Origin of the sequence: Litchfieldia salsa, from assembly GCF_900104555.1 — a bacterium.
GTDB classification, from domain to species: Bacteria; Bacillota; Bacilli; order Bacillales; family Bacillaceae_L; genus Litchfieldia; species Litchfieldia salsa.
Window position 1 is genome coordinate 119,867 of the sequence record NZ_FNJU01000007.1, and the last position, 22,581, is coordinate 142,447.

Annotated in this window: 36 protein-coding genes; 5 read left to right on the top strand and 31 right to left on the bottom strand. The window is 31.7% G+C overall.

Translation table 11 applies throughout. From position 1 onward, the window contains the following. Positions 1–342 precede the first annotated feature (342 nt). From BLQ56_RS14510 to BLQ56_RS14630, 30 genes are all read right to left on the bottom strand, one after another. Positions 343–2,019, bottom strand: coding sequence for a coiled-coil domain-containing protein (locus tag BLQ56_RS14510; protein ID WP_090855746.1), 1,677 nt, complete (start codon positions 2,017–2,019; stop codon positions 343–345). Next, complete coding sequence (locus tag BLQ56_RS14515) at positions 2,019–3,029, bottom strand: dsDNA nuclease domain-containing protein (protein WP_090855749.1); 1,011 nt, start codon at positions 3,027–3,029, stop codon at positions 2,019–2,021. The genes BLQ56_RS14510 and BLQ56_RS14515 overlap by 1 nt, the downstream gene beginning before the upstream one ends. 360 nt (positions 3,030–3,389) lie before the next feature. Next, on the bottom strand, positions 3,390–4,400 hold the full coding sequence (locus tag BLQ56_RS14520; protein ID WP_090855752.1) for a hypothetical protein: 1,011 nt from the start codon (positions 4,398–4,400) through the stop codon (positions 3,390–3,392). 220 nt (positions 4,401–4,620) lie between these two features. Beyond that, the gene (locus BLQ56_RS14525; protein WP_090855755.1) at positions 4,621–4,863 is read right to left on the bottom strand and encodes a hypothetical protein; all 243 of its coding nucleotides are present in this window, start codon (positions 4,861–4,863) and stop codon (positions 4,621–4,623) included. Between the two features lie 23 nt (positions 4,864–4,886). Beyond that, complete coding sequence (locus tag BLQ56_RS14530; protein WP_090855757.1) at positions 4,887–5,255, bottom strand: hypothetical protein; 369 nt, start codon at positions 5,253–5,255, stop codon at positions 4,887–4,889. 17 nt (positions 5,256–5,272) lie between these two features. Beyond that, a complete protein-coding gene (locus tag BLQ56_RS14535; protein ID WP_090855760.1) occupies positions 5,273–5,614 on the bottom strand; it encodes a hypothetical protein in 342 nt (113 codons plus the stop codon). Continuing rightward, positions 5,611–6,243, bottom strand: coding sequence for an ATPase (locus BLQ56_RS14540; RefSeq protein ID WP_090855763.1), 633 nt, complete (start codon positions 6,241–6,243; stop codon positions 5,611–5,613). Before BLQ56_RS14540 ends, BLQ56_RS14535 begins: the two co-directional genes overlap by 4 nt. Continuing rightward, entirely contained in the window at positions 6,243–6,584 is a 342-nt protein-coding gene (locus BLQ56_RS14545) for a hypothetical protein (RefSeq protein ID WP_090855766.1), read from the bottom strand. Before BLQ56_RS14545 ends, BLQ56_RS14540 begins: the two co-directional genes overlap by 1 nt. 58 nt (positions 6,585–6,642) lie before the next feature. Next, the gene (locus BLQ56_RS14550) at positions 6,643–7,032 is read right to left on the bottom strand and encodes a hypothetical protein (protein WP_090855769.1); all 390 of its coding nucleotides are present in this window, start codon (positions 7,030–7,032) and stop codon (positions 6,643–6,645) included. A gap of 15 nt (positions 7,033–7,047) precedes the next feature. After that, positions 7,048–7,203 (bottom strand): hypothetical protein, encoded by a 156-nt coding sequence (locus BLQ56_RS23570; protein ID WP_175490309.1) that lies wholly within the window; start codon positions 7,201–7,203, stop codon positions 7,048–7,050. Next, the gene (locus BLQ56_RS14555) at positions 7,194–7,406 is read right to left on the bottom strand and encodes a hypothetical protein (protein ID WP_338011852.1); all 213 of its coding nucleotides are present in this window, start codon (positions 7,404–7,406) and stop codon (positions 7,194–7,196) included. Before BLQ56_RS14555 ends, BLQ56_RS23570 begins: the two co-directional genes overlap by 10 nt. A gap of 64 nt (positions 7,407–7,470) precedes the next feature. Further along, positions 7,471–8,019, bottom strand: a complete 549-nt coding sequence (locus BLQ56_RS14560) for a hypothetical protein (RefSeq protein WP_090855772.1) — start codon at positions 8,017–8,019, stop codon at positions 7,471–7,473. A 7-nt stretch (positions 8,020–8,026) separates the two neighbouring features. Continuing rightward, positions 8,027–8,173, bottom strand: a complete 147-nt coding sequence (locus BLQ56_RS23575) for a hypothetical protein (RefSeq protein ID WP_175490313.1) — start codon at positions 8,171–8,173, stop codon at positions 8,027–8,029. Next, positions 8,170–9,375, bottom strand: coding sequence for a fibronectin type III domain-containing protein (locus tag BLQ56_RS14565; RefSeq protein ID WP_090855774.1), 1,206 nt, complete (start codon positions 9,373–9,375; stop codon positions 8,170–8,172). The genes BLQ56_RS23575 and BLQ56_RS14565 overlap by 4 nt, the downstream gene beginning before the upstream one ends. Before the next feature lie 32 nt (positions 9,376–9,407). Then, the gene (locus BLQ56_RS14570; protein WP_090855777.1) at positions 9,408–10,508 is read right to left on the bottom strand and encodes a hypothetical protein; all 1,101 of its coding nucleotides are present in this window, start codon (positions 10,506–10,508) and stop codon (positions 9,408–9,410) included. A gap of 95 nt (positions 10,509–10,603) precedes the next feature. Continuing rightward, positions 10,604–10,804 (bottom strand): hypothetical protein, encoded by a 201-nt coding sequence (locus tag BLQ56_RS14575; protein WP_090855780.1) that lies wholly within the window; start codon positions 10,802–10,804, stop codon positions 10,604–10,606. Positions 10,805–10,845: 41 nt separating this feature from the next. Beyond that, entirely contained in the window at positions 10,846–11,034 is a 189-nt protein-coding gene (locus BLQ56_RS14580; RefSeq protein WP_090855783.1) for a hypothetical protein, read from the bottom strand. A 55-nt stretch (positions 11,035–11,089) separates the two neighbouring features. After that, positions 11,090–11,299, bottom strand: coding sequence for a hypothetical protein (locus BLQ56_RS14585; protein ID WP_238457272.1), 210 nt, complete (start codon positions 11,297–11,299; stop codon positions 11,090–11,092). Positions 11,300–11,301: 2 nt separating this feature from the next. Further along, entirely contained in the window at positions 11,302–11,463 is a 162-nt protein-coding gene (locus BLQ56_RS14590) for a PTS ascorbate transporter subunit IIC (RefSeq protein ID WP_090855789.1), read from the bottom strand. Between the two features lie 12 nt (positions 11,464–11,475). Beyond that, positions 11,476–11,625 carry a hypothetical protein gene (locus BLQ56_RS23580; RefSeq protein WP_175490310.1) on the bottom strand — a complete coding sequence of 50 codons (150 nt, stop codon included), beginning with the start codon at positions 11,623–11,625 and terminating at the stop codon, positions 11,476–11,478. Continuing rightward, positions 11,622–11,750 (bottom strand): hypothetical protein, encoded by a 129-nt coding sequence (locus BLQ56_RS24095; RefSeq protein ID WP_274380236.1) that lies wholly within the window; start codon positions 11,748–11,750, stop codon positions 11,622–11,624. The genes BLQ56_RS23580 and BLQ56_RS24095 overlap by 4 nt, the downstream gene beginning before the upstream one ends. A 2-nt stretch (positions 11,751–11,752) precedes the next feature. Next, positions 11,753–12,025, bottom strand: a complete 273-nt coding sequence (locus tag BLQ56_RS14595) for a hypothetical protein (protein WP_090855790.1) — start codon at positions 12,023–12,025, stop codon at positions 11,753–11,755. Between the two features lie 221 nt (positions 12,026–12,246). Further along, a complete protein-coding gene (locus BLQ56_RS14600) occupies positions 12,247–12,549 on the bottom strand; it encodes a hypothetical protein (protein ID WP_090855791.1) in 303 nt (100 codons plus the stop codon). Between the two features lie 13 nt (positions 12,550–12,562). Beyond that, positions 12,563–12,715: a hypothetical protein gene (locus tag BLQ56_RS23585; RefSeq protein WP_175490314.1), complete on the bottom strand. Its 153-nt coding sequence runs from the start codon at positions 12,713–12,715 to the stop codon at positions 12,563–12,565. 4 nt (positions 12,716–12,719) lie between these two features. Next, positions 12,720–13,142 (bottom strand): TubC N-terminal docking domain-related protein, encoded by a 423-nt coding sequence (locus BLQ56_RS14605; protein ID WP_090855794.1) that lies wholly within the window; start codon positions 13,140–13,142, stop codon positions 12,720–12,722. Continuing rightward, the gene (locus BLQ56_RS14610) at positions 13,142–15,493 is read right to left on the bottom strand and encodes a phage/plasmid primase, P4 family (RefSeq protein ID WP_090855796.1); all 2,352 of its coding nucleotides are present in this window, start codon (positions 15,491–15,493) and stop codon (positions 13,142–13,144) included. Before BLQ56_RS14610 ends, BLQ56_RS14605 begins: the two co-directional genes overlap by 1 nt. 205 nt (positions 15,494–15,698) lie before the next feature. Next, positions 15,699–15,959 (bottom strand): hypothetical protein, encoded by a 261-nt coding sequence (locus tag BLQ56_RS14615; protein ID WP_238457279.1) that lies wholly within the window; start codon positions 15,957–15,959, stop codon positions 15,699–15,701. A gap of 40 nt (positions 15,960–15,999) precedes the next feature. Further along, complete coding sequence (locus tag BLQ56_RS14620) at positions 16,000–16,251, bottom strand: hypothetical protein (RefSeq protein ID WP_090855799.1); 252 nt, start codon at positions 16,249–16,251, stop codon at positions 16,000–16,002. A gap of 16 nt (positions 16,252–16,267) precedes the next feature. Beyond that, positions 16,268–16,576, bottom strand: coding sequence for a hypothetical protein (locus BLQ56_RS14625; RefSeq protein WP_090855802.1), 309 nt, complete (start codon positions 16,574–16,576; stop codon positions 16,268–16,270). 32 nt (positions 16,577–16,608) lie between these two features. Beyond that, on the bottom strand, positions 16,609–16,845 hold the full coding sequence (locus BLQ56_RS14630) for a helix-turn-helix domain-containing protein (protein ID WP_090855805.1): 237 nt from the start codon (positions 16,843–16,845) through the stop codon (positions 16,609–16,611). 160 nt (positions 16,846–17,005) lie between these two features. On the opposite strand from BLQ56_RS14630, the gene BLQ56_RS14635 reads away from it, so the two are divergent. Beyond that, the gene (locus BLQ56_RS14635; protein ID WP_090855808.1) at positions 17,006–17,338 is read left to right on the top strand and encodes a helix-turn-helix domain-containing protein; all 333 of its coding nucleotides are present in this window, start codon (positions 17,006–17,008) and stop codon (positions 17,336–17,338) included. Beyond that, complete coding sequence (locus tag BLQ56_RS14640) at positions 17,331–17,993, top strand: restriction endonuclease (protein ID WP_090855811.1); 663 nt, start codon at positions 17,331–17,333, stop codon at positions 17,991–17,993. Before BLQ56_RS14635 ends, BLQ56_RS14640 begins: the two co-directional genes overlap by 8 nt. A gap of 275 nt (positions 17,994–18,268) precedes the next feature. Here BLQ56_RS14640 and BLQ56_RS14645 read toward each other — a convergent pair whose 3' ends face one another. Then, positions 18,269–19,429 carry a hypothetical protein gene (locus tag BLQ56_RS14645; protein ID WP_090855814.1) on the bottom strand — a complete coding sequence of 387 codons (1,161 nt, stop codon included), beginning with the start codon at positions 19,427–19,429 and terminating at the stop codon, positions 18,269–18,271. A gap of 591 nt (positions 19,430–20,020) precedes the next feature. Here BLQ56_RS14645 and BLQ56_RS14650 point away from each other — a divergent pair. From BLQ56_RS14650 to BLQ56_RS14660, 3 genes are read left to right on the top strand one after another with little or no spacing between them, the layout of a single operon-like run. Beyond that, positions 20,021–21,214: a hypothetical protein gene (locus tag BLQ56_RS14650; protein WP_090855817.1), complete on the top strand. Its 1,194-nt coding sequence runs from the start codon at positions 20,021–20,023 to the stop codon at positions 21,212–21,214. Next, a complete protein-coding gene (locus BLQ56_RS14655; RefSeq protein ID WP_090855820.1) occupies positions 21,180–21,842 on the top strand; it encodes a hypothetical protein in 663 nt (220 codons plus the stop codon). Before BLQ56_RS14650 ends, BLQ56_RS14655 begins: the two co-directional genes overlap by 35 nt. Continuing rightward, positions 21,823–22,458 (top strand): hypothetical protein, encoded by a 636-nt coding sequence (locus tag BLQ56_RS14660; RefSeq protein ID WP_090855822.1) that lies wholly within the window; start codon positions 21,823–21,825, stop codon positions 22,456–22,458. Before BLQ56_RS14655 ends, BLQ56_RS14660 begins: the two co-directional genes overlap by 20 nt. Positions 22,459–22,581: the final 123 nt, after the last annotated feature.

Here is a 22,581-nt window from a genome sequence, read left to right on the forward strand (position 1 = left end):
GAGAATTAAAGCAAGAATTATTAATATATTCTTTTCTAAATCAAGTAATCTTATGTTTTAGTAGGTACTTCCATAACATCTTTTTATCCCCCCTCTTTTTAGTAAAAGTCTCCTTCAACCAAAATTCATTTCATATTCTCAAGGACTCCCATATAGGGGGAGTCCTCTTGCTTTTCGTGTTCTTTTAAGTGTCGACAACAAAGTTTAGAAAGTCTAACCAAGTTATTAATCTAATAGAGTTTTTTAAACAGCACACCAATTTGGAAGTACTACAGATAATGATATTAATTAATTGAACATACAATTATACGAAATGCTGTTTGAATGATTTCAAAGTTCGTATTAGATATTTATTATTTCAAACGCTTCAACTAAAGCTTTATTATCCTCATTTATTTTTGCCAAGATTGGTTTCTCTAAATTGATGAAATTATAATCACAATTTTGGTCCAAGTATTTAAGATTTTCACTTATTATTGAAAAAAAGATCTGGCCATTGATTGACAAGTAGTAATTAGATAAAAAGCTAAACATCTGTTCTTTCAATTCAGTAGCAGTTTCATTTTTTATGAAAGAATCCATTGCAAAAGGTACCCTCACACTTGAATATTCACTTATTAAATTCGCATATATAGTGTATAAAGCTAACATTTTTTTATTTGCATCAATGCCACTACCAGTAACCTCTTTAAAACTATAAAAACCACTATCATCTAACTTGAGACCTTTAAAATGTCTTTCATATTCATTTATCAAATCTTCATATTTCTTCTTGATTTCAGATCTTTTTTGAGTTCCAAGTTTTCTTTCTTTTGATATTTCTTTTTTTACTACTCTGATTGAACTAACTTTTTCTTTCTCTTCATTTAAGAGTTTTTGTTCAATTGTAAAAAAGTTATTAGTTATTCCTTGATTAACTCTATCTTCTATATAAGAATCCAACTCTTGGTATTCTTTATTATTTTCTATTATTTTTTCAATTTCTGAAACCTTTTTTAGAAGTTTTTCCTTTTCAATTTGTATTTCTTTTCTTTCATCTTCATATTCATATTTTAATTGTTTACTTTTATCTATTTGCTCTAATATTTCATAATTATTATTTCTTATTTTGAGTCTCGTAAGGGACTGTTCCTGAGTTAATTTAGAATTGCAGTGAATACATGTATGCTTAATCTCGTTAAATTTTTTATTATAGTTTGTTTTAAGCTTATTTAATTCTGAAATTTCTCTATCCAGCAGATTAATTTTTGTTTCAATCTCAATTATACTATTATCTATTTCAGAAACATTCCTATTTAATGAATTGATCTTCCTTAAATAATTGTTAATATGTAAGTCATCTATTTGTTTAATTTTATCAATATAATTATCAATATTTACTGGCAATGATAATTCTGAATGTTCACCCTCTAAAAGAATAAGTGCTTCTACTTTCTTTATAGTATTGCCTAGTTCCATTTCATAGTTGCTTTTTTCAATCTCAAGATCAATCAATTTTTTGTTAGCAATTTCAAAGTAAAAATCAAATATACTTTTTACAGTATTGGTGTATCTTCCAAAGGAATCCGATGATTTAGAATACACAAATCCATTCCATGATTTATCTTGGTCCACATAAAAAGGAAGAAGAATTTCGCTAGCATAAACATCAGATAAATTTTTGTTTTTTTTATCTTTTAGTTTAATATAAATTGATAATAAACCTTGAAGCCATAAAGCAAACTCTTTTTCAGTAAGTATTTCTTTTCTGTTATCAATGTAAAATAAATTCTTATGACGAGTGATTAGATGCTTTCTATCATCTTGGGATACTTCCATTTGAAAGATCATATTATTAACATTCCAATTACTCGGCCAAATTTTAATATTATAACCTAAACAATGATAAATAGATTTAATCAAACTCGACTTCCCTACCGTGTTTGTTTCACTTACCAATATATTTACATGAAAATCAAAATCAAATTTATTTATCCTTTGATTTATGTAATCATATATAATGATATTATGTATAAGCATTATAATTCATCCCCTAACTCACATATGCTTTCTATGGCGACAGACACTAAAGAACTTATATTTGAGTCATCCTTTTTATACCTATCTATTAGATAGTCTACAATTTTTTTATTTGAGTCGTTTTCAAGATTTACATTTTGTTCTAAATACTCAATTAAAGTTTTCTTCATATCCTCTTTTAAACTTGTTTTATTTAACTCAATTTTTAGTCTTTCACTTTTCACTAGTTTTCTAAATAATGCATTGTATTCTAAAGAGTCTAAGATGTTGTCAAATTCATTTAATGCTTTACTAGAAACAAATAATTTTGAAAGGTAGACTCCATCCATTGATTTTATTTCCTTATGAAGTTCGTCATGAATTATCTCTTGTGCTTTTTGGTCTATTGTTAATGACAACTCAGCAAGAATTGCTCTACCCCTATTGTCGTCAACTGATACACCAATTTCATTTAAGGAACCTATTAGATATTTTTCAGCTTCTTTCAGATTTTCATGTATAGGTGATATAAAAAAGTAAAAATTTTCAATTTTATTTACCAATTCTTCTGGCAAAACATTAATAATCTTTTTTTTCGCTTCAGGATTTAATTCATAAAGTTCGGAACAAATTGAACCTGGTTTTTTTAAATTTAATTCCTTTTTATCAGTCCCACCAATATCCTTTACAAAGATTTTAAAAACATCTTCCTCTGTACCTGATTTTAAGTTTTTTTCTAAAATAGAAGGAAGGGTTTCAGTAAACTTCATACCTTCAGAATCTTTCTTTACTCTTTTTTCTTGCTTAGTAATTGATTTAAATGTATGTTTCTGTTTTTTCACTTGAATAATCGCTCTATAATTTTGATATTTAACAACAATGTCATCTTCAGCTTCAATGTATAGTTTAAATTCGCTTTTTTTATAGTTATTAATAGCTAGTAATATTAAATTTGCTTTCTGAAAATTAAATCCCTTTATAGCTTCTGCTCCACCATTATCGAATGTAATTACATCTTTTCCTTCATCCATCTCATCATACTCCCTGTTTTATGATAATCCCTAGTGTACCTATTTTAGTTGAAGTCCTATAAGAAAAATGTCGAAAAATGTAAATAAAACATATATATTAGTATATAAAATGAAATAAAATAACAATATTGGCAGAAAATATCTAAAAAATTCTTTATCCATATGGCTATATGGTTTTTTTTTGACCAACAAAAAAATCCTACATATAAATATAGGATTTTGACAAAGTTTTTTGGATTATACAATTAATCTATTTTTTCATATATTATCGAACATTACTTCAGAGTCAAAACAACTTTGTATTAATCTACTTTAACTGTTATATATATAGATATGTTTTTACGTAGTATTATCAAAGAACTAATTCTTTAATATCTCCAATTCCACACTTTTTAATACTTTCATCACATCTTCCCAAAAATTAATTATTTCATCTTTACTAAAAATAACACCAGAATCATGGGACATTTCATTTGCTGTATTTATCAACTGTGGTTTGATGTTAAATCCAAGATTGCCCCTCTTTATTTCTTTCTTTAAATCTCCTAAACTAATGTGTCCATACTTATCATCTAGCTTAATTTCAATTCCTTTATACAAGCAAAAAAACTTTAAAGAATATTCTAATATTCGTCTAATAGTATTTCCTTGTGCATATAATTCATCATATTCAAAATCATCAATCCCACTTAATGAATTAAGGACTCTTTTCATTCTGTTTTCTATTTCTTGAATAGTTTCATTAAGTAATATACGACGAGAATAAATTGTATCTAAGTTATATTCTTTCGGTTGAATAAGACAAGTATAGTAAGGTAAATTATTCACTAAGCATAAATGTCTTCGATACTCTTCCTTTGGTCCTTCAATAAAATCAAACTCCTTATATAAATCTTCCTTATTATCATCTTCAAGTATCAATTCATCATTTGGTCCCATTAAGAAATGTTTTACTTTTTTGTTAGGGATTAAATGTAATAAAAACAAAATGCACAAATGATTGTTGTTAACTTTAACAAATTTTAATTTATTTATATGTAATAGCATATATAAATAAGTAACGTTTCCATCAATCAACCATTCTTCAATTTCTTCTTGAGATATAGACTTATCTACAAACTTTTTCCTTAGAACATCATAATCTTTCCAGTAAAGTAAGGTATATTGATTTTGATGTTTTATATATTCTATATAATCAAAATTAATATAAGAAAAATGGTCAAGAATGACTAATCCATCGCTTTCTTTAATTAATTCATTTAAGAAATTGCTTATATCAACGCTATTAGATAATTCTTCTGGGGCATCCCATTTATTCCAAACATCAAGAAATAACTGCTCACTCATCTTATATTCTATATTGTTCACCATAGAAGTTCACCTCTCATTAAAAGATTACTATAAACTATGATGATATCAAGAAATTACTGTTATAAAAATCTAAACTTTATACTTATATCTCAGATTGTTGACAAAAAGTTCTTGGTATCATTTTACCTAAGAATAAAAGTACACTAACTTTTTCTTATAAAATAAAGTATTACTTATTCTTCATATTAATTTAATTCATGATTAATCTCTCCTCATACTTTTATATCGAAACTCCCCCCTTTTGGAAGTTTCTGTCGATATAATCGTTTATATCTCTCTTCATTTCATTTGCTCTTAAATTAGAGCATGTCAAGAGGTTTACAAGGTGTTCATAACAACGAAGGTTAATATTCTTTTTGACATACTCACTTCTAATTACTTTTAGAACCTGATCATTATAGTCCGGGATTGCTCTTAAATCGTCTATCACCTTACCTAAAACAAATAAAGATTTATCATACATGGTTGCGATCTCCTAACTAGCTATTAAGCTGCTACTGTTTTTATTTTCACCGTTAAATCTACCAATAAGGTTAATTCCGGTATCTTAACCCCTGTGTTTACGGTTTGTTCCAGGAGTGATTTTGAATACCAATCCAAAAATGCTTTTAAAGTGTCCACCTGCTCATCATCTAACTCTAATTCATAAGTGATTGATTCTAGTTCTTCTTTCCCTTTATCTATACCAGCTAGCAAGTTAATTACTTTTTCGCTTACTGAGTCATAACGTTCAAATACAACCTTGCCCTCTTTCGAACCGTATGTTTTTTTGAACCCTTTTTTCACTGGGATTCTCATGATGTTTAAGTGATATGTTAACGCTCCTATTTCAATTGCGTTTAGTTCTAAGTGCATAATTTCATTCCCCTTTCTTATATAGCCTTTTCTCTTAATTCATCAACGTAACTACGTAATTTAGCATTTTCGGACTTGGTTAATTCGTTCAGCTTCATCATGAAATACGAATTCCTACCTATTTTCACTTTACGATCTGAACTGAAGTTCTTTTTTCTCTGCCAATTCATGCAATCAAAAGGAACTAGGATAAAGCCAAGTTTATGAGCCATTTCTTCGGCTACTTTTAATTGTTTGAAAAAACAATACTCTTGCATGATTTTTGCGTATTTAACTACGGGCATGGATGGAAAGTGGTAAAGTAAATTTCGTGGATCTCTATCTTTAAAATTATCTGGAACAACTGAAAGTTTCATCATGATACAATCAACTTCTTTCTAGGCGCTCGGTATTCGTTGTGTATTTCTTCTAGTTTATTAAAGAACTCGCTACCTTCTCGCTCTGTTTTAGGTAGTGGGAAACCTTGAACCATTGCGTATGTGTCATATAAGTTCTTTTTAAATACTTGTTGCGCTTTAAACATGGGTAAAAATTGCTTGTGCATGAATTCCCCTGTTTGATAGTCTGTGAAGTGAATTGAAAACCCCTTATTGCCTATTTTCCTCACATTAACTAATACTTCTACTATTTGTCTTATTCTTGTATCGACGTTGTTTATTGATGGAGAACAATAGATTTGAACACTCTTCATTTTCCTTGTAAACATCATGACTTCTGTAGCAATTCCAGCTCCATAAGTTGACCATCTACGATTACTGAAAGCCATTTGTGATTCATCCCAACAACATATACTCCCTTGTGCCTTTGCTACGTCGTACCAATCTGTATAATGTGTCATTGGTGAAGAATCTAATAAACCATAGTTCGAGAATAATTGTATTTCTCCACCCCTTGCCCTTACTTTTTCTCGCCAATGGTGAGCGAATAATGACATCAAGAATGTTTTCCCTGAACCAAGTGGACCTTGTATAAAAAAGTGGTGAGCCATTATCTTCTACCTCTTTCTTTTTCTGCTAATACGACGGGTTTAGGTGGTTTCGGTATAAGTGCCTCAATCGTTTTGATGTAATATTCAGGGTCTGCAACAAGAACTTTCCCTTCTCTTACAAAATCAATTAAAGGTTTGTATGGGTTTGTATCTCCATGTAAGTACTTGTTTTTTCCCAAGGATTCAAGAAGAATCAGCGCTTTAATTTGAGGCTCTTGTAATTCTTGTGCATTGCCTTTCATTTGTTCTAAAACTTGCTTAACGTCCGATATGTGTTGCATTTGAGGAAATAGATCATCACTAATAACATTTTGTAATTTTTCAGCGTTATTCTGTTGCATCTGTTAAATACCACCTTACTATTTAAAGTTAATTTCGTTGTAGAAGCCTCTAGCGACATTAGTTACCGCAACTAGAAATACCTAGAATGATAAAGGCGAAAAATACTAAGCCGAATAACAAAATTTTAGTCATATCTATACTTGATTTATCTTCTGGTTCTCTATAACTTGTTATTTGACTTAAAATGATGCTTTGCTCTAGCTTTGCAAGTCTTTTTGTTTCTGTAATTGATTGTGTAGGTGCTCGATAGAAGAAGTTTCTACCCTCGTCACTGTTTGTGATTACACAATCTTCATATGGTACGTTGTAATGACCTATTACTAGCACTTCACCATCTTTAAATTCACTAATTTGTTTGATATCACTCGTTCTCTTATCTTCATCAAAAACAATCAATAGATCATTCGTTTCAGGGAAAAACTCATCTTTAGATTTTTTTCTTAACATATACTTTTCGCTCCTTTATGCTCCTATTACTCTCTTGCTCTTCTTAGTTAGTTTCATTTCCTTATTTCCTGTCCGGTTGTACAATTTAAGAGATATAAAGAATGTTGTCGCTATTCCTAACGAACAACCAAAACCGACTAGATACATATAAATCATTGCATCTACCACCACTTAACACCCTCTTTCATTGCATAATACAATCTTAATTGTGATCTAAATATCAGTAGTGCACCCAATAAGAATGTAGAGCCTAATATTGAAACAACAACTAGTTGCCATGGTCCGGGCATATCTCCGAATATTGATAAGTATTTCCCTACATCTAAACCTTGCGCCATTGTTAAGCTGACATTCCTTAAATTTTCGATTGCCATATCTAAAAAACTATGGAAAGGACTGAATATAGAATCTATCCAACTTCTTATTAATTCTTTAATATCAATCCCCTCCAACTCGTACTGATGATAGAAGTTTCATTGCTGCCACTGCCGTTCCTATCCAAAGAATGAACATTAATATATAAGCTATAACATTTATTTGAAGTGGTTGAGCTGCTTCAAATATATTTCCTAGTATCTCCGAATAACCAGTATTCGAGGACGTTCTCTGTGTGTAGTTCAAACTCGCTAGTGTTTTAAAGAGTCCAACAATTAGTGAAACCAGTAATTTCGCCATTTCAAAGAATATTAAAAAGATCTTTACTGCAATAAGACCGATATTGTATAGCAAATACAAAAGTCCATCTATTAAGGCATAAATGACTTCAAAGAAACTAATTAGTAAATCTATTAGGTTCTGAAAGAGTTTTGCTAATAGATCACCAATCCATTTGATAACATCCCATAGGACACCACCAATCCATTTGATAGCATCCCATATGACGTCCCCAACCCATTTAATACCATTCCATATGGTTGTCCCTATCCAACTTATTACTGACCATATGACACTAAAAAGCTTTCCAAAAGCATCTGTGATTATCCCCATAAACTCACTACCTACGTTTTACCGACTTGTAAATTAGATCAATCATTTCTTCAGAAAATAAAGTGATCATTAACAAAAAGAGAAAGGGAACAATAAAAACTAGTAATCTAGAGAAAGTTATTTCTAATATCGCTGACGTGATTTCACTATTCATACTTTGTAACTCCTTTTCTTAAAGAATGATGTTGCTTTTTTTACTAAGTTCATTAGAGGTTTTGGATACCATAAAGCAAGGCTAAAAAGTAAAATCGGTGCAACTAAACCAAGAAGTTTCATAGAAATTATTAGTACATCTTTTGCCCCAAAACCTATTTGCACTTTATTTAATTCCTTTACACCTTCTGGTGATTGTTCTTCACTTGCTAAACCATCATCCGAAACGGCTAATATTTTCACGTCTGGAAATCCTAGTGTTGTATACTCCATATCTTCTTTCGGTATGGTAAAACTACCAGTTTCAGCTGGGATATTTGCGTATTCTTTACCTCCGATTGATAAACTGATAGTTCCTGTTGTTGGACTATCCCAACTAATTAAAAAATCCCCTTCTTCATCTTTGGTAATAGAATCACCTTCTAATTTAGGTGTTTCAGGGGTTTTTGTTGTTATCTTACTTTCTTTACCTTTAGATTTATTTCCATTTACATCAACCGAAATGATTTTATATGTGTACTCTCTACTTCCTTCTAGGTTTACATCTTGAAAAGTGTTAGAGGTATAATCTGACTTTAATAATTGGTTATCTCGGTAAATTTCCAAATGACTAAAATCTTCATCGCTTGGTAAAATGTATGATGCCTCCACGCTTGATGTAGTAGAAGTTATAGATAAATCAGTTATTTCAGAAGGTGGAATCGTATCAGGTATCTCCAAGCCGAATAATCCTAATTCATAAGCATTAGCCGTAGTTTGATATGCTCGAAAGTAAAGAATAGCCGACTTAACATTTTCTGTTGGAACATCAAAAACAACTTCATTTCCAGAAACATCTAAATACTGAATGGTTTTTAATTTATTTCCATTCTCATCAAATAACCAAAGTATCTCAGTATTACCGTAAAATTTCGCATCAGCTTTGAAACGATAACTTTTTACTGTTACAGGGCTATCGAATACATACTGGATTTGTTGTGGCTCAGAAACCCAAGTATCAAATTTTGCATAAGTTGATAAGTCATTATCAATTGTATTTTCGGGATTCGGCACATTAGTAACACTACCAAAGGATGAACCAATTAATAAGTTGCCATCATAGTCAGAAATCTGTAATTCTGCACTTGCATTTGTTAATGGTGATACAAAGACAAATAATATAATCGCAATAGTCGAAAGAATGATAATCTTTTTTTGATTCATATAACACCTTCCTAAAATAATCAAACCCTTTATTATCCTGAACCATCTGGGTCATCTGGATGATTCTTGTATCCTCCCCCTCCTGTACTCCAGTCAGCACCACCACTTGGACTTGGTGGTGAATAGGTATCTTGTACAGGTTCTATACTTGGAGTAGTGGTAGTTTCAGTTGTTGGAGTTGGTGGTGATATTGTTTCTGTCGAAGGTGTTGGACTCGGACCAACAACCGGAACTTCTTCGACTTCTTTAGGTAATGGAGTTTCAAGTGTCGGAGGTATTGGTTTGTGTTCTTCCCAAACTCCGGCATCCGTACTATTTGGAACTGGAAAATCATTTGTCGGTAGTTCTGGCAAACTAGTTAAAGGATCATTAATTTCAAATCCTCCTGTAGGATCCTCTCTAAATTCAATAACGGGTGCTTCACTTTCAATTTTCGTTTTATCAAAACCACTTTCTTTTAAATTCGGAACGGTATTCATCGTTGGTTCCTCTGGTGTATCAACAATCACCTCTGGTTGTGATGGTGCTACTGGATTAGAAGGAGTTGTCGGTTTGCTAGGTGTTGAAATTTGAGAAGGAACGTTAGGTGTAGATGGCGCCCTACCTAGCATGCTATCTATATCGTTTACCAACCTCGGAACAATCGCATCACTCATAGTTACTGAAATAGCGTTCCAATCTGGTGGTGGTGGGATAGCTCCTATAATTTGATTAACCTTACTCATGTATTCATCCCAACCCGGACAATTAAACACATCACAACCTATACAACCACTAGTGGATTCGGAAGTGTCTCCACTAGGAAAACAAGCAGAAGCCTCGCTTTTAATCCCCGTAAACGTAGCTGAATCCGTGGAAGTTATCGAACCATCCAAACTATAGAACTCAAAATCTGCTCTACCATTGCATAGGATATACAAAACATCCTGTGTGTTATCATAAGTATTTGTACTAATTAATTGATCACTTGTGTTATATTGAATAATTTTGTACTTGTTATAACCTGAACTAGCTACTTCAAGTCGAATCCTATCGTTCACCGAATCATAAGTAACACTAGTGACAGAAGTTGCTGAAACACTAGTTGTCCAAACAATCATAAAAATGATTAAAAAAAGAGATACTTTTTTCATCAAAACAATCCTTTAATAGTTTTTTATTAAAATATTAAAAAGTCACTCACTTTAATAGATAAAAAAAGGGGTATTAACCCCTTTTCCCTTATTAATTATGCGTTCTTGCCACGAGTTCCGGCAGCTGCACGAATAACTGAAATTAGTTTTGGTACGAAATAGATTGCAAGACCTAGTAATACGAATCCTCCAACTACTCCTAAAAGACCAACTGAACTGTTTAATAAATCTGTTGGTGAAAATGGTAATGATACTCCTGTAAAGTCGATTGCTACACCTAATGCTAAATTTGACATAATTGTGTTCCTCCTGTTTTAAAGTTTTAGTTTTTTATAAATTACTTGCCACGAGTTCCAGCAGCTGAACGAATAACTGAAATTAATTTTGGTACGAAATAGATTGCAAGACCTAGTAATACGAATCCTCCAACTACTCCTAAAAGACCTACTGAACTGTTTAATAAATCTGTTGGTGAAAATGGTAATGATACTCCTGTGAAGTCTACTGTTGATGTTGTTGTTGTCATTTATAAATCCCCCTATTATTTTTTTGTATGTTTCTAGCTTTATGCTAGTAAAAACCTAGTACCGATAAACATCGTAATCGTCATCATCATCTCGTTTTTTCTCACTGGAACCAACGATTTTTCGAATCATCTTAAGAGTCATCCCCACTACATCAGTGGCAATAAAAATCATTATGACCGGTGCGACAAAAAACATTAGCCATTTAACCCATAACCAAAATTGAGCCGTTCGAGCATCATTTAAAAACGTTGTATACTCTGGCATAATTAAGCGTTCCTTTGTCTAATTGCTGAGATAATACCACCAATTAATAAACCAACTGCGATTATTGCGACTATCAACATCACAAAAGGCGAGGCGATTTTTAGCATGAATCCATAAACACCCCAAAAGAACGACCAATCGAATACGTTACTTAATGAATCCACTTATCCGACCCCCTACTCCTTCATGTATTGGTAGATTGCAAGAGTTGTTAATGCAAGTGCTAGTCCTATAGAAAATGAAAGAATAATGAACATCACATCCACGTTACCGAATACAATTTTTAAAGCATCCAGAACTAATCCACCGATCTCCATGTTCTTCACCTTTTAATTCCTTTCACTGCATTTATTACAAGATGTGTAATTGGATAAATAAGTAAACAAGCTGAAATAACAACAATGTAAACGACGGCTATTTCTTTCGGTGTAGCTTCTAGCACCTCATACATTGTTAAAACCTCCTTATAAACCTATCCATCATAAGAAATAACAAAATGCAAACTAGCAATATAGAAGTAATTACATCCCCTAAAGTTATTTCATGGATTACGTGAACCTTCCCCTCACTCGATATAATTATGGTTTCTTGTGTTCTTTGAAGGTCCATAACCACATCAACCGGTGGTGTTTCCTCTGTGGGAATTGGATCAGAACTAGTTGTACTCTCACTTGTAGAGTCTGTTTGTTCTGTCGTACTCTCGGTTGTCGGTTGCTCCTCTTCCAATGAACTCACCTTCCTTAGTTCGAATATACTAGCTTTTCAAAGAGAAAAATATCCCAAAATAGTTTTTGGGATACATAGGGAAAGATGGAGATTACCTGAGTAATTTAAGATAATAGGGATTTTAAATATAATAAAAAGAACAAACCTTATTACAGTTTGCTCTCTCACTTTTATGTTGAGTACTAGGTTCGCATAGTTGTTATATAGATATATTTATATCTTTAAAATACAGCACGCTTTTTTATTGTTACTCCAAATTTTCTCCCATTCGAAGTTTTGCCTGTTTGAATCGTCTCAATCCATACCTTTAGATCGTCCGCATTATAACCTAAGCTTTTTAATTCTTCTGGAAACTCCGAACTAAACTTTCTTCTCCATCTTCTCATTCTTATTAGAGCCATCCTAACCTCTCCAAATGCATACACATGATGTTCTTTCTTAGTTGAATACTTCTGGTTGCCTATATACTCTGTTAAGTAAATATATTGCTTACCATTAGATTTAACTTGTGATAAATACCCCATAGCAACCTCCAATTTATGACTCTTTCAATTTACCAACTGCTTCATTTACTCTTTCTTGCAATCTTTCAACTAGTGAACTAGGAATTGATTCTTCATACTCTTGAATATCACTTATAGAGTCTACAATTCCTTTTATTTCAAATAGTAGCAACGCTATATGATTCATCTAATCACCCTACCCTTCTTCCATTTTTCTTATTTAACCAATCTATAAATCCAGCAGCTTTATTAAATGCTGCATCAAAAGTAGTATTGGAAGAGATCATTGTGACTTTATAAGGCTTGTTTTCGTTCTTAGCATAGTTTGCTATCCATGCGGAGGATTTGCCTTCCAAGTCTCGTTCAATGTAGATAAATGCCCCTAATCCATACCTGTATTCATACAAATCTCCGTGATTATAAATTTGAAAACCTTTTTTTATAGCAATCTCATTTTCTACTAGTCTTTTCATTAAATATTTTTTATTGAACTTAATTTTTTGTTTAAGATCATTTGTTAATACACCATCTTCATAAATCAGACTTATTTTTTCATCTTTTATGTTTAATTGAATATTTAAGTGATACATTTCATTAAGGAGTTGACTAATCATTATATTTCCTCTTCAATTACCTTCGAGTTACTTTTAGTTACCATAGTTACCATAAGTGACCCACTTCTAGTATTAGGCTCAAAGTTTTTCTCTATAGGGGGGTTACTAGAAAAACGGTCACTTTGGGTAACTGAGTAACTATTAGGTAACTCATCCTTAATATCACCAGCAAGACCAATCCCGAAAAAGTATGTTTTATTACCTGTGCTTTTCTTTTTATTAAAGCCTTTCATTTGAAGTCGATTGCTGAAAGCACGCTGTTTCATTGGATAGTCTCCGTTTTCATCTGCCCATTTCAAGTATTCCTTGTGAATCACATTCACTGGAACCTTAGCAGCAGGCATTACAACGCAGCAATCTTCCACAAAGTTTGAAAGTAGATCCATCTCTTCCTTATATTCATCAGTTGCCGCTTTAACATCAGCAGGCTCTCCAAGTCCTTCATCTTGCCACTTTAAACACCCTTCTACAGCCCACTTCAAAATACCAGGAAGCTCTGCTCTTAACTTCTCTGGAAGCTGCTTGTCCACTTCTTCTTTCGGCACTGTATAAGTAAAGGGAATCAGTCTAATTCTTCTCCAGATCCCTTCATCATCACCTTTTACAATAGGTTTATGGTTAGTGGTGAAGAAAATCTTGAATTCTGGATTGAACTCAAAGAACTCTTTTCGTAAAAAGCGCGCTGTAATTGGTTCTCCACCGGTGAGCTGCTTAATTAATGATTCAGATAGCTTCTGACCATCCTCTGATTCAACCGCTGACACAAAACGAGATCCATGTAGCCGAGCAATATCGTTATTAATTCCACCTTCATTAATTTTTGAAGTAAAGGTGTCTGAATTAGTCTGCTTACCATAATCACCTAATATTTCTTTTACAATATTGATAAATGTACTTTTCCCGTTCCTACCTGTTCCAAATAAGAAGAAAGCTACTTGTTCACTTGTATCACCAGTTAATGTATAGCCTATTGCTTTCTGTAAAAATTCAATTAAATCTTGTTTTATAGCTCCCTTTTCATCCTTCATAATGCTCTCTAAAAATGAAATCCATGTTGGACACTTTGCATTAAGTTGATATTCAATATGTGTATTTTTTGTCATCATATAATTACGGTCATGCGAGAGTAGTTCCCCTGTTTTAAGGTCTACAACACCGTTTAAGCAATTTATTTTATAGATGTCTGTATTAAGCTCAGCTTGGGTGACTGGTAGCATTGCTTCTGCACGATTTATACTATTTAGAAAAACTGAACTTTTTTCACTTGATTGGGCCCATTTAGTTAATTTGTTTCGACGATCCACATCATCTTCGTTTGCTGCTTCAATATACATTTCTCTAAACGTTTTGATCGCAACTCTCTCAATTTGTTTCTTCTTATCATCAATCCACGTCTTTCCGTTCCATAATAGCCATTCTTCAAATTCGATACAGTAACGTAAGTTTTCACCATTTTTTACTACAAGTCGCTCTGCATTTCCCATTTCTGTAAGATTAAATCTCTTCTGTCTTTCTTCTGTATGTGTAACAGTTGCATTCCTAGGTGGTGGAGTAGATCCATATTCTTTACCGCTTGGTTTATGTTTTAATGCACTTTGTACTGTAGAGTGATACTCTCTTTGATCTAATGGAGGTAAAAATAGATGGCGATTTAGAAAACTGGTAATCATCCATACTTGGTCATATGAATAGCCAAATTCAACTAATCTGCAACAATGTGCATATAATGTATTATTCCTTCCCCCTTCCGACAAGGGGATAGGAAACGGTCTTTCGTTCTTCCCTACCTTTTTCAACCGTTCAAAATAAATAGGCATTTCCGATAAGTCACCATCAGCTAAATGTACCCATTCCCTTCCACCAGTGTTTTCAGATGGTAATACAATTTGTCCTCTTCCAGATAAACGATAATCACCGACTATTCCTGCAGCCATTAATACAGTGGCATCCTGCCCCTTGATTTGATTGGAGGATTTAAAGAAAAATTGATATCCTCTTACTGTTTTAATAGCATGAAATTGAAAATTTTCTTGTAGGAGTGCTGAGAAAATTCTTTCTCCCTCTTCCATTTCATCTATATCCACCACATCATAGCCCTCTGGAATAACAAGGCCTGTCCAACCCTTTTTATTTATCCAAGAACTTTTTTCTGTCTGATTCATCCCAGGTATTTTAAGATTCTGCCATCCTTTCATGATTGGGCGCTTTGCTTTACTATAAGCTTCGTTAGGATCTTGTTCATTATTCATATAGGAATAACCTATTAGTTTAATAATTTTTAGGTTTTGTGAAGAAGGAAATAGCCTTTGTAGATCTATTTCCTCATTTAGTTTTAATGCTTGTACTGTCATAGGCTCTTTCCTTTCTTGCATTTTTGAATAGGTCTAGGTAAAATAAACGTAAGAAAAATTATTTTTTAGTCTTTCAGTAAGTGTTGGCGCACTTGCTGTTTTTTTGTCTAAACTCACTCATTTCTGAAATCGTCATGTTCTTCCCCTTTCTGATCAAAAGAACCATGAATCTACAACATTTTTCGCATATATGGATAAAGAAGAATCATGAAATTATTCCTTTAGCAAAGTCAATCTTTATCCCTTTTCTTTTCATGGTATATACTAATTCTTCAAACTTCTTTCTCCGAACATTTCTTACTTCAATTTGATCTAACATTTCTATAACGTGAAGAATCTCTTGAACTTCTAATCTCGCTGACTCTAAATCTTTATTTAAAAATGAAGAATATAAATAATTTATTGTTTTTAAACCATTGTTTAATAGTTTTTCTTCTTTAACAATTAGTGAACTATTTCGATTCATATCCACATTTATTCTCCTATTCTGTTGTATAGTATATTTATTAAGAACTTTTTTTAGGATGTAATTGACAGTTATAAGCTGCTTCAACGATGTGTTTTAAGACTGGGTTTCCATTTTCCCATTCTTGTTGAAACCAATTCCGTTGTTCTTCTCTATTCATATGAGCTAACTTGGAATGAACAATAACTGTCGTGTTTCCAAATGTATATTCTTTAGGTTTCAAAATTACATTCCCCCTTTGTGCATGTATATGCACAGGAGAGGATGGGACAACCCCTACAAATACCGACATCTAGAAAACCTCCTTTCTACAAAAATCTCATTTTCATTGCTTTAAATGCTAGATTCATATTTTTTGAATCCAAAGAATCAAGGTCAGATAAATTAAATTTGTAGCGCTCATTAAATAAATGAAGAGCTAGATTAAGCATTACCTTCTCACTTCTTGACCAAGGATCACTTAATCGTTTTAAAGAAGTGACCTTTATATTTCCATTCTTTAAATCGAAATATTTAGTAGTAAAACACTTTTTCAACTTTGGATGCTCATTAAATAGAAATAGAAGTCCTTTCCAGTAACGATCGTTTAACAAATGATTGGGGATAGTTGTTGCCATTAAATATCCTCCTTTGAATTAATTACTACCTTTCATGCCGGTTCCAATATTCTCGTATCGAGAATATTTTCTTCAAAAAAAAGTTCTTCTATTTCTACACCTAAGATTTTTGCAACTAATGGAACTTTATTAGCATCCAAACCTTTTTTACCTGATTCTATCTCACTAAGCATTGAAGGAGATTTATAACCTAATTGTTTTGCTACAAATGATTGTGTTAAACCTTTGTTATTTCTTATTGCTTTAATTTGTTCACCAATTTTCTTCAACTAAGAACACCGCCTTTCTAATTCTCAATATGTGAACTACTTAATCACTAGTATATATTCTCACTTTGTGAAAATCAAGTATTAAATTCTCTTTTTGTGAACTAAATTTCTCAATAAGAGAATAAATGATAAAATATTTATAACACTGGAGGTTGATTACATGGAATTATGGGAAAGATTAAAACTTTGCAGAGATAAAAGTGGTTTTCAACAAAATGATATTGCAAAAAAAATCGGTGTAAAAAATAATACTTTATCTAGTTATGAATCAGGAGCAAGAAGACCTGATTACGAAACACTGGTTAAACTTGCTGAAATATATGAAGTATCTACTGATTATTTATTAAAGGGAAAAGAAACAAAAAAAGAAAAGGATAATCTTTTTTTCTTTGACATGGAAGGATTATCAGAGGAAGAAATTGATGATATTAAACGTCATATTGACTTTGTAAAATGGAAAGCTAAACAGGAAAAAGGAATACAAGATGAATAAAAGAGATAGGGAAAACCTATTAAGTATAATTAATGGCTTAATTATTATAATTGGGTTAGTTATCGTATTTAAATTGGATTTAAGCTTTTATTGGCTTGTTGGTGTCATTATAGGAGGAACTCTTTTTTCTTATCAAATAATCGGTAGAATGATTCCAATAAAAAATACTAAAAAGAAAAAAACTCAAAGTAAAACACTAAAAACTGCATCTAAATCCTCTAAGAATGAAACTAAGAAAATGCTATCAGAAATAGATCTTCTTACTGCTAAAATTGAAAGTTTATCAGGTGAAGAATTTGAAAGATTAGTATATTTGTATTTTAAGGATAAAGGTTTTAAACCTGAAACGACTGCAAAAACTGGAGACCACGGTGTTGATTTAGTAATAAAAGATCCTAAAGACGGACTAAAGATTGCTGTACAATGTAAAAGATATAAGGAGAATATTGGTAACAAAGATTTAATAAAGCTAGAAGGTGGAAAACGATTCTATAAATGTCCTGGTACTATGTTTATTACAACTAGTAATTATACCGCTAAAGCCATGGAGTTTGCTGAAAGTGTAAATATGGAATTATGGAATGGTCTACACATCCAAGATAAAATAGGGAACTGGCGTAATGAAGAAGCAAAGAAGAGCAAACTAATCTTGTAGGAATAAGGAGAGGTGTCTTACTTTTACAAGAATAAGGGTGACTAGAACGAATTTGGGAAAAGTAAGACTTACTACATGGACAGTACAGAAATAGTAAAAAAGATTTTATATCATGGATAATGGACATTCAAGAAGAATGTGATTGGAGCAACAACCAATAATAAGTTCGTTGAAGAAAAAGGACATTACATATAGTCATATACAAATATGTAATGTCCTTTAATTTATCTACCTTTTAATTTCACGTCTTGATATCGTTTCTCTAATATCTTTTTTTAGTTAAATCTGTGACTTCTACTTTCTAGGTAACAATCTCCACACCACTGACCATTCTTTAAATCGTTTGGTCTTTTGGTAAAAAGGTGTCCATTGGAACATACAAATTCAATTTTCCCCTTACTGCCTCTATATTCTGTGGCAATACAACTTCCTCCCCTTTCGTTGGCAATTTCTCTTAATTCTTTCAAAGCTGACATATAGTTTTTATAAAAGTTGGGAGATGATATAGTTGAAATGTCATTTATGATATCAATCCCTTGTTGTTCGAGTTCATTTTTTAGAAATGAAAGGATATCTTTATCAGTATTTATAGAATAGGGAACTTTAATTAAGTGAATTTCTTTTTCAAGACACAGATGTTCTTTATGTTTGTCATCTTTTTTCCTTTTATCCAACTCTTCTTTTGTTTTAATGAAAAATCCATTAGTTTTATAATGCTGGATTCCATTGTATTCAAAGGCAAGTTTTAACTCCTGATTATATCCATCTAATTCAAAACCTTCTATTACCTGTTTGCTACTTTTAAAAACCTTGTTAGTAAAATGTTCAAGAACATACCGACATTTCTCTTCTCCAAGATTGAAAGTTTTACTACATTCCCTGCACCAATGTCCATTCTTTACATCGTTTGCATTCATGTAAAAGGTATGACCATCTACACATTTCCAGGATAATTCAGTATGAGCATTTATATATGAATCAGATATCAATTCACCTGCTTTCAATCTAGCAAGATCTTGTAAATCCTCAATTTTCAACTTTCGCTTATCTGTTCTTCGGATGATATTACATTTTGAACAGAATCCTCCATTTTTAATAGAATTTTGAACTGAAATATATGACCCATCAAATGTATGACCAACTTTACATTTCCATTTAAGATCAGAGTTATTATTAACATATTCGACAGATAAACAGACTCCACCATGTTTATTTGCTATAGAGTGCATATCCCAAATCGTTTTCTTTTTATTACCTACACATACTGGACACCATTGACCAGTATTTAATTTAGCTGGGGTTTTGGGAAAAGTGTGTCCTTCTGAACAACGAAATTGCAAGTGAGTTCGGCTGTTTATATACTCAATGGACAAACATTTACCACCCCTAGATATAGCCACTTTTTGAACATCTTCAATCGTCAATTTTCTAGTCATATTATCACCTTTTAACGTAATATTCACTATATAGTTACATTACCATAGTTTAAGTAAGTGTTTATTAAAAAGAGATGTTCTATATACTTTAAGATTTCCTCTTCAACTAAAGGGCCGTTTTAAAAAAATTATGGTAAAATATACATATTAATGTTTTATGTTGTCAATTTATAAAGGATAAAGTATTTTTTATTTTTATGAGTTTAATTTTGATTCATAACAAATTCAAGAAAATTTCCTCATGTATAAATGAAATAATTTTTTTTATTACTATTAAACTCACTATAGATGAATGATAGTAAAAAAGTAACTTAACTACTTTTCAAGTTTTCCAATTGCCTCAAAGACTTTTTTAATTCTATGAGGGAAAATGCTATTTTAAATATTAGAAGTTTTTTATAGAAGCTCTGTACAATTTGTATAATATAAGTAGTACAATTATCCAAATCGTATGAAGTAGTTAAGGGAGCATATCACAGATTGGTCAAGCTGATTTTTCTAAGAAGTACCTCTTAAACCTATATTTAGAAATGAATACACTAAAAATGTTATATTAGCTAATTGCAGCTAAGACAAATTAGGAGCGATATTATGTTAAACAGAAATACACTTCGTAATATATATAAACAAGACTTTGAAAACTTTTTTAGTTATCATAAAGTGAAATTGCGGTCAAAAAGGATTATTCCCAACCCTGGTGAGGAAAGATATATACCTATTTCTAGGATTTTAGAAGAAGAACTAAAATCAGGTGCCTCCTTTTCTAAAGAAGAGTTAGATGGTTTTTTATATAATGAATTATTTTATTCAGTTAATAACTGGCACTATTTATACCAACTCAATGACTCAAATAATGCCTTTAAAAATAATCCTGAAAGCATCACCGCCTTATTGAAAAGTGAACCAAAATTTAAATTTAACAATCCCCTTGTAAATAAATTAGAAAATGAAAATTTTTCATTATGTACATCTCGCTTAGAAATAATAGATAATAAGGTTAAAGTAATTAATTTTTTGTTTAAAATTGGTGTCGTTGAATCAAATAAAGAGAACTACACTTTTTTTAGTGGAGTAACAATTGATTTAGAAAGAAATTTTGTTTATTTTAGATTTAATCAAAACCTGTTGGATAATTACCCATTCGATCCATTAGATGTAATTTCTAAGCTAAAGGATATATTAAACGGCCTTCGAAGTGAGGGAAGATTTTTTGAAGCTCTCAAATTTAATATTGTCGGTTTTAATGAAACTATCCCTAAAAAAATTATTTCAACTTTGTTTAAAGATTTAAGTTCTGAAGCAGAAGATATACTAAATCAACAAGTTCCTGCCAATACTGATAAAGATATAAGGGATTTCCTAAAAGGAAAAAAACTACCTTCTCACGAAGATTATGTACAACAGATAAAATCTGTGATTTACCAAGATATTTCACAAACATGTGCCGATACTTTGTTTAAAAATGGATGGGTATTTAGATTTGTATTTCGTGAAGGTCAACTTACAAGAGCTGCATCCAGGACAGATGATAAAAGTCCTATTTATGGTTCTAAGGTATATTGGCACTTAAAAGAGCTTATATTTAAGAATGACGAGATGCAAGAAGCTGGTTTTCACTGGTATTTAAATGACCCGACTCAAACTGATGAACCAAAGTTTTTACAAGCAAGACTTGAGGCTAGACATGATAGCCTAATAATTCATTATTATTATAATATGAGGACTGGGGATAGAAAGGAGAAGGAGGACTATGTATTACAAAAGATTAACGGATATTTTCAATAAAAATAACCTCCAAGATCTGTATCCTGAATTATCAATTCGAGGCGTAGACTTGTTTTTAAGGGCCCAGGTATCAAAAGGAAACAGGTTTATAAGTCCCTATCAATTTGCGCTAGATAAAGACATTAGTGTTGTTGAAAGTGTAAAATTTTTCATGTATATAACTGGAGACGAAGGCCTGCTTGATGTTATTTACTATTTCGAATGCTCCAGAACTTCTTGTCACGATAGCAGAATTTATATGACCGAAGAGAATATCAATAATCTACAGTGTGAGGAATGTGGCAGACCATATGACTTACAAACAGTACAAAAGTATATTAAGGTGATTTTTAAACTGAAGGATACTATTAGTATTCCACAAGACATAAAGATTATGGAAAGAATAGATCCTAATTCAGCTTACGATGCTTTAAAGGACTTGCCCCCCCATTTAAAGTTCGAATCCCCTTCACCATCTCATAAAGTAGTAAAAGCAACGGGTGAAGGGGATACACCAAATGACGGCATTGAACTACAAACAGTATTCGAGCAAAATATAGATGCCGGTGGTAATCCTATTTCACCTGTAATACAAAAATTTAAAGATGCATTTCTTAAATGGGGGAACTATGAAACAAAAACTAGTTAATTGGACAGGTATATCTTTTGGTTTTAGTGTTGGATTGTTCAGCACTTTTTTATTTTCTGTTACTTTTTTGTCAGAAAAATTTGATAAACCATGGGATATCTTTTGGAGTGCTTTAAATGCAATTATTGGGGCTGTTATAGGTAGCTTAATTGGGGGAACAATTGCTTATTCAGTTGCAATGTATCAAATTAACGCTCAGCATCGAAGAGAAGAAGAGAAAGAAGAGAAGTCTCAGAAGATGATTGCTAGTCGTATATTGAACGAATTAATAGTCAATCTTCCTGCAGTAAAAAGAATAAACGGTATGTTAGCTGAGTTAAGTGGTGATTTTTTAGGTCTGGCACAAGAAATGGCAAATGATAATAAAGAAATCACCGAAGGCCTTACTGTTTTTAATAATCAAATTGAAGTAGATTTATTACTTCAACTTCGTACTAATCTAGTAGATATGAAATATATAGAACTTTATAAATCAGTAGAACTGCTTGATCAAATTAAGAAAACAACTATTTACATAACCAATCAAAAAATACCAGATTATATTTCATATTCACTTGAAAGAATTTTATTTTTGACAAATGAATATATCTCCTTAATGGATAAATATGATGAGTGAACTATGAATCAATTTTTTTAAAAGATGAATTGTCGAATCTCTTTGCACTGCTTTATCCCTTTGAAATTATAGTAGATCGTTATATTGTCTTAGAATCAAAAGAAAACATTAAAGAAAGTCCAC

What these genes read in the sequence shown, in the direction of transcription:
- BLQ56_RS14510 (WP_090855746.1), bottom strand. Translation starts at nt 2,019, where the DNA reads ATGCTTATACATAATATCATTATATATGATTACATAAATCAAAGGATA.
- BLQ56_RS14515 (WP_090855749.1), bottom strand. Translation starts at nt 3,029, where the DNA reads ATGGATGAAGGAAAAGATGTAATTACATTCGATAATGGTGGAGCAGAA.
- BLQ56_RS14520 (WP_090855752.1), bottom strand. Translation starts at nt 4,400, where the DNA reads ATGGTGAACAATATAGAATATAAGATGAGTGAGCAGTTATTTCTTGAT.
- BLQ56_RS14525 (WP_090855755.1), bottom strand. Translation starts at nt 4,863, where the DNA reads ATGTATGATAAATCTTTATTTGTTTTAGGTAAGGTGATAGACGATTTA.
- BLQ56_RS14530 (WP_090855757.1), bottom strand. Translation starts at nt 5,255, where the DNA reads ATGCACTTAGAACTAAACGCAATTGAAATAGGAGCGTTAACATATCAC.
- BLQ56_RS14535 (WP_090855760.1), bottom strand. Translation starts at nt 5,614, where the DNA reads ATGATGAAACTTTCAGTTGTTCCAGATAATTTTAAAGATAGAGATCCA.
- BLQ56_RS14540 (WP_090855763.1), bottom strand. Translation starts at nt 6,243, where the DNA reads ATGGCTCACCACTTTTTTATACAAGGTCCACTTGGTTCAGGGAAAACA.
- BLQ56_RS14545 (WP_090855766.1), bottom strand. Translation starts at nt 6,584, where the DNA reads ATGCAACAGAATAACGCTGAAAAATTACAAAATGTTATTAGTGATGAT.
- BLQ56_RS14550 (WP_090855769.1), bottom strand. Translation starts at nt 7,032, where the DNA reads ATGTTAAGAAAAAAATCTAAAGATGAGTTTTTCCCTGAAACGAATGAT.
- BLQ56_RS14555 (WP_338011852.1), bottom strand. Translation starts at nt 7,406, where the DNA reads ATGGCAATCGAAAATTTAAGGAATGTCAGCTTAACAATGGCGCAAGGT.
- BLQ56_RS14560 (WP_090855772.1), bottom strand. Translation starts at nt 8,019, where the DNA reads ATGGGGATAATCACAGATGCTTTTGGAAAGCTTTTTAGTGTCATATGG.
- BLQ56_RS23575 (WP_175490313.1), bottom strand. Translation starts at nt 8,173, where the DNA reads ATGAATAGTGAAATCACGTCAGCGATATTAGAAATAACTTTCTCTAGA.
- BLQ56_RS14565 (WP_090855774.1), bottom strand. Translation starts at nt 9,375, where the DNA reads ATGAATCAAAAAAAGATTATCATTCTTTCGACTATTGCGATTATATTA.
- BLQ56_RS14570 (WP_090855777.1), bottom strand. Translation starts at nt 10,508, where the DNA reads ATGAAAAAAGTATCTCTTTTTTTAATCATTTTTATGATTGTTTGGACA.
- BLQ56_RS14575 (WP_090855780.1), bottom strand. Translation starts at nt 10,804, where the DNA reads ATGTCAAATTTAGCATTAGGTGTAGCAATCGACTTTACAGGAGTATCA.
- BLQ56_RS14580 (WP_090855783.1), bottom strand. Translation starts at nt 11,034, where the DNA reads ATGACAACAACAACATCAACAGTAGACTTCACAGGAGTATCATTACCA.
- BLQ56_RS14585 (WP_238457272.1), bottom strand. Translation starts at nt 11,299, where the DNA reads ATGCCAGAGTATACAACGTTTTTAAATGATGCTCGAACGGCTCAATTT.
- BLQ56_RS24095 (WP_274380236.1), bottom strand. Translation starts at nt 11,750, where the DNA reads ATGTATGAGGTGCTAGAAGCTACACCGAAAGAAATAGCCGTCGTTTAC.
- BLQ56_RS14600 (WP_090855791.1), bottom strand. Translation starts at nt 12,549, where the DNA reads ATGGGGTATTTATCACAAGTTAAATCTAATGGTAAGCAATATATTTAC.
- BLQ56_RS23585 (WP_175490314.1), bottom strand. Translation starts at nt 12,715, where the DNA reads ATGAATCATATAGCGTTGCTACTATTTGAAATAAAAGGAATTGTAGAC.
- BLQ56_RS14605 (WP_090855794.1), bottom strand. Translation starts at nt 13,142, where the DNA reads ATGATTAGTCAACTCCTTAATGAAATGTATCACTTAAATATTCAATTA.
- BLQ56_RS14610 (WP_090855796.1), bottom strand. Translation starts at nt 15,493, where the DNA reads ATGACAGTACAAGCATTAAAACTAAATGAGGAAATAGATCTACAAAGG.
- BLQ56_RS14615 (WP_238457279.1), bottom strand. Translation starts at nt 15,959, where the DNA reads ATGAATCGAAATAGTTCACTAATTGTTAAAGAAGAAAAACTATTAAAC.
- BLQ56_RS14620 (WP_090855799.1), bottom strand. Translation starts at nt 16,251, where the DNA reads ATGTCGGTATTTGTAGGGGTTGTCCCATCCTCTCCTGTGCATATACAT.
- BLQ56_RS14625 (WP_090855802.1), bottom strand. Translation starts at nt 16,576, where the DNA reads ATGGCAACAACTATCCCCAATCATTTGTTAAACGATCGTTACTGGAAA.
- BLQ56_RS14635 (WP_090855808.1), top strand. Translation starts at nt 17,006, where the DNA reads ATGGAATTATGGGAAAGATTAAAACTTTGCAGAGATAAAAGTGGTTTT.
- BLQ56_RS14640 (WP_090855811.1), top strand. Translation starts at nt 17,331, where the DNA reads ATGAATAAAAGAGATAGGGAAAACCTATTAAGTATAATTAATGGCTTA.
- BLQ56_RS14645 (WP_090855814.1), bottom strand. Translation starts at nt 19,429, where the DNA reads ATGACTAGAAAATTGACGATTGAAGATGTTCAAAAAGTGGCTATATCT.
- BLQ56_RS14650 (WP_090855817.1), top strand. Translation starts at nt 20,021, where the DNA reads ATGTTAAACAGAAATACACTTCGTAATATATATAAACAAGACTTTGAA.
- BLQ56_RS14655 (WP_090855820.1), top strand. Translation starts at nt 21,180, where the DNA reads ATGTATTACAAAAGATTAACGGATATTTTCAATAAAAATAACCTCCAA.
- BLQ56_RS14660 (WP_090855822.1), top strand. Translation starts at nt 21,823, where the DNA reads ATGAAACAAAAACTAGTTAATTGGACAGGTATATCTTTTGGTTTTAGT.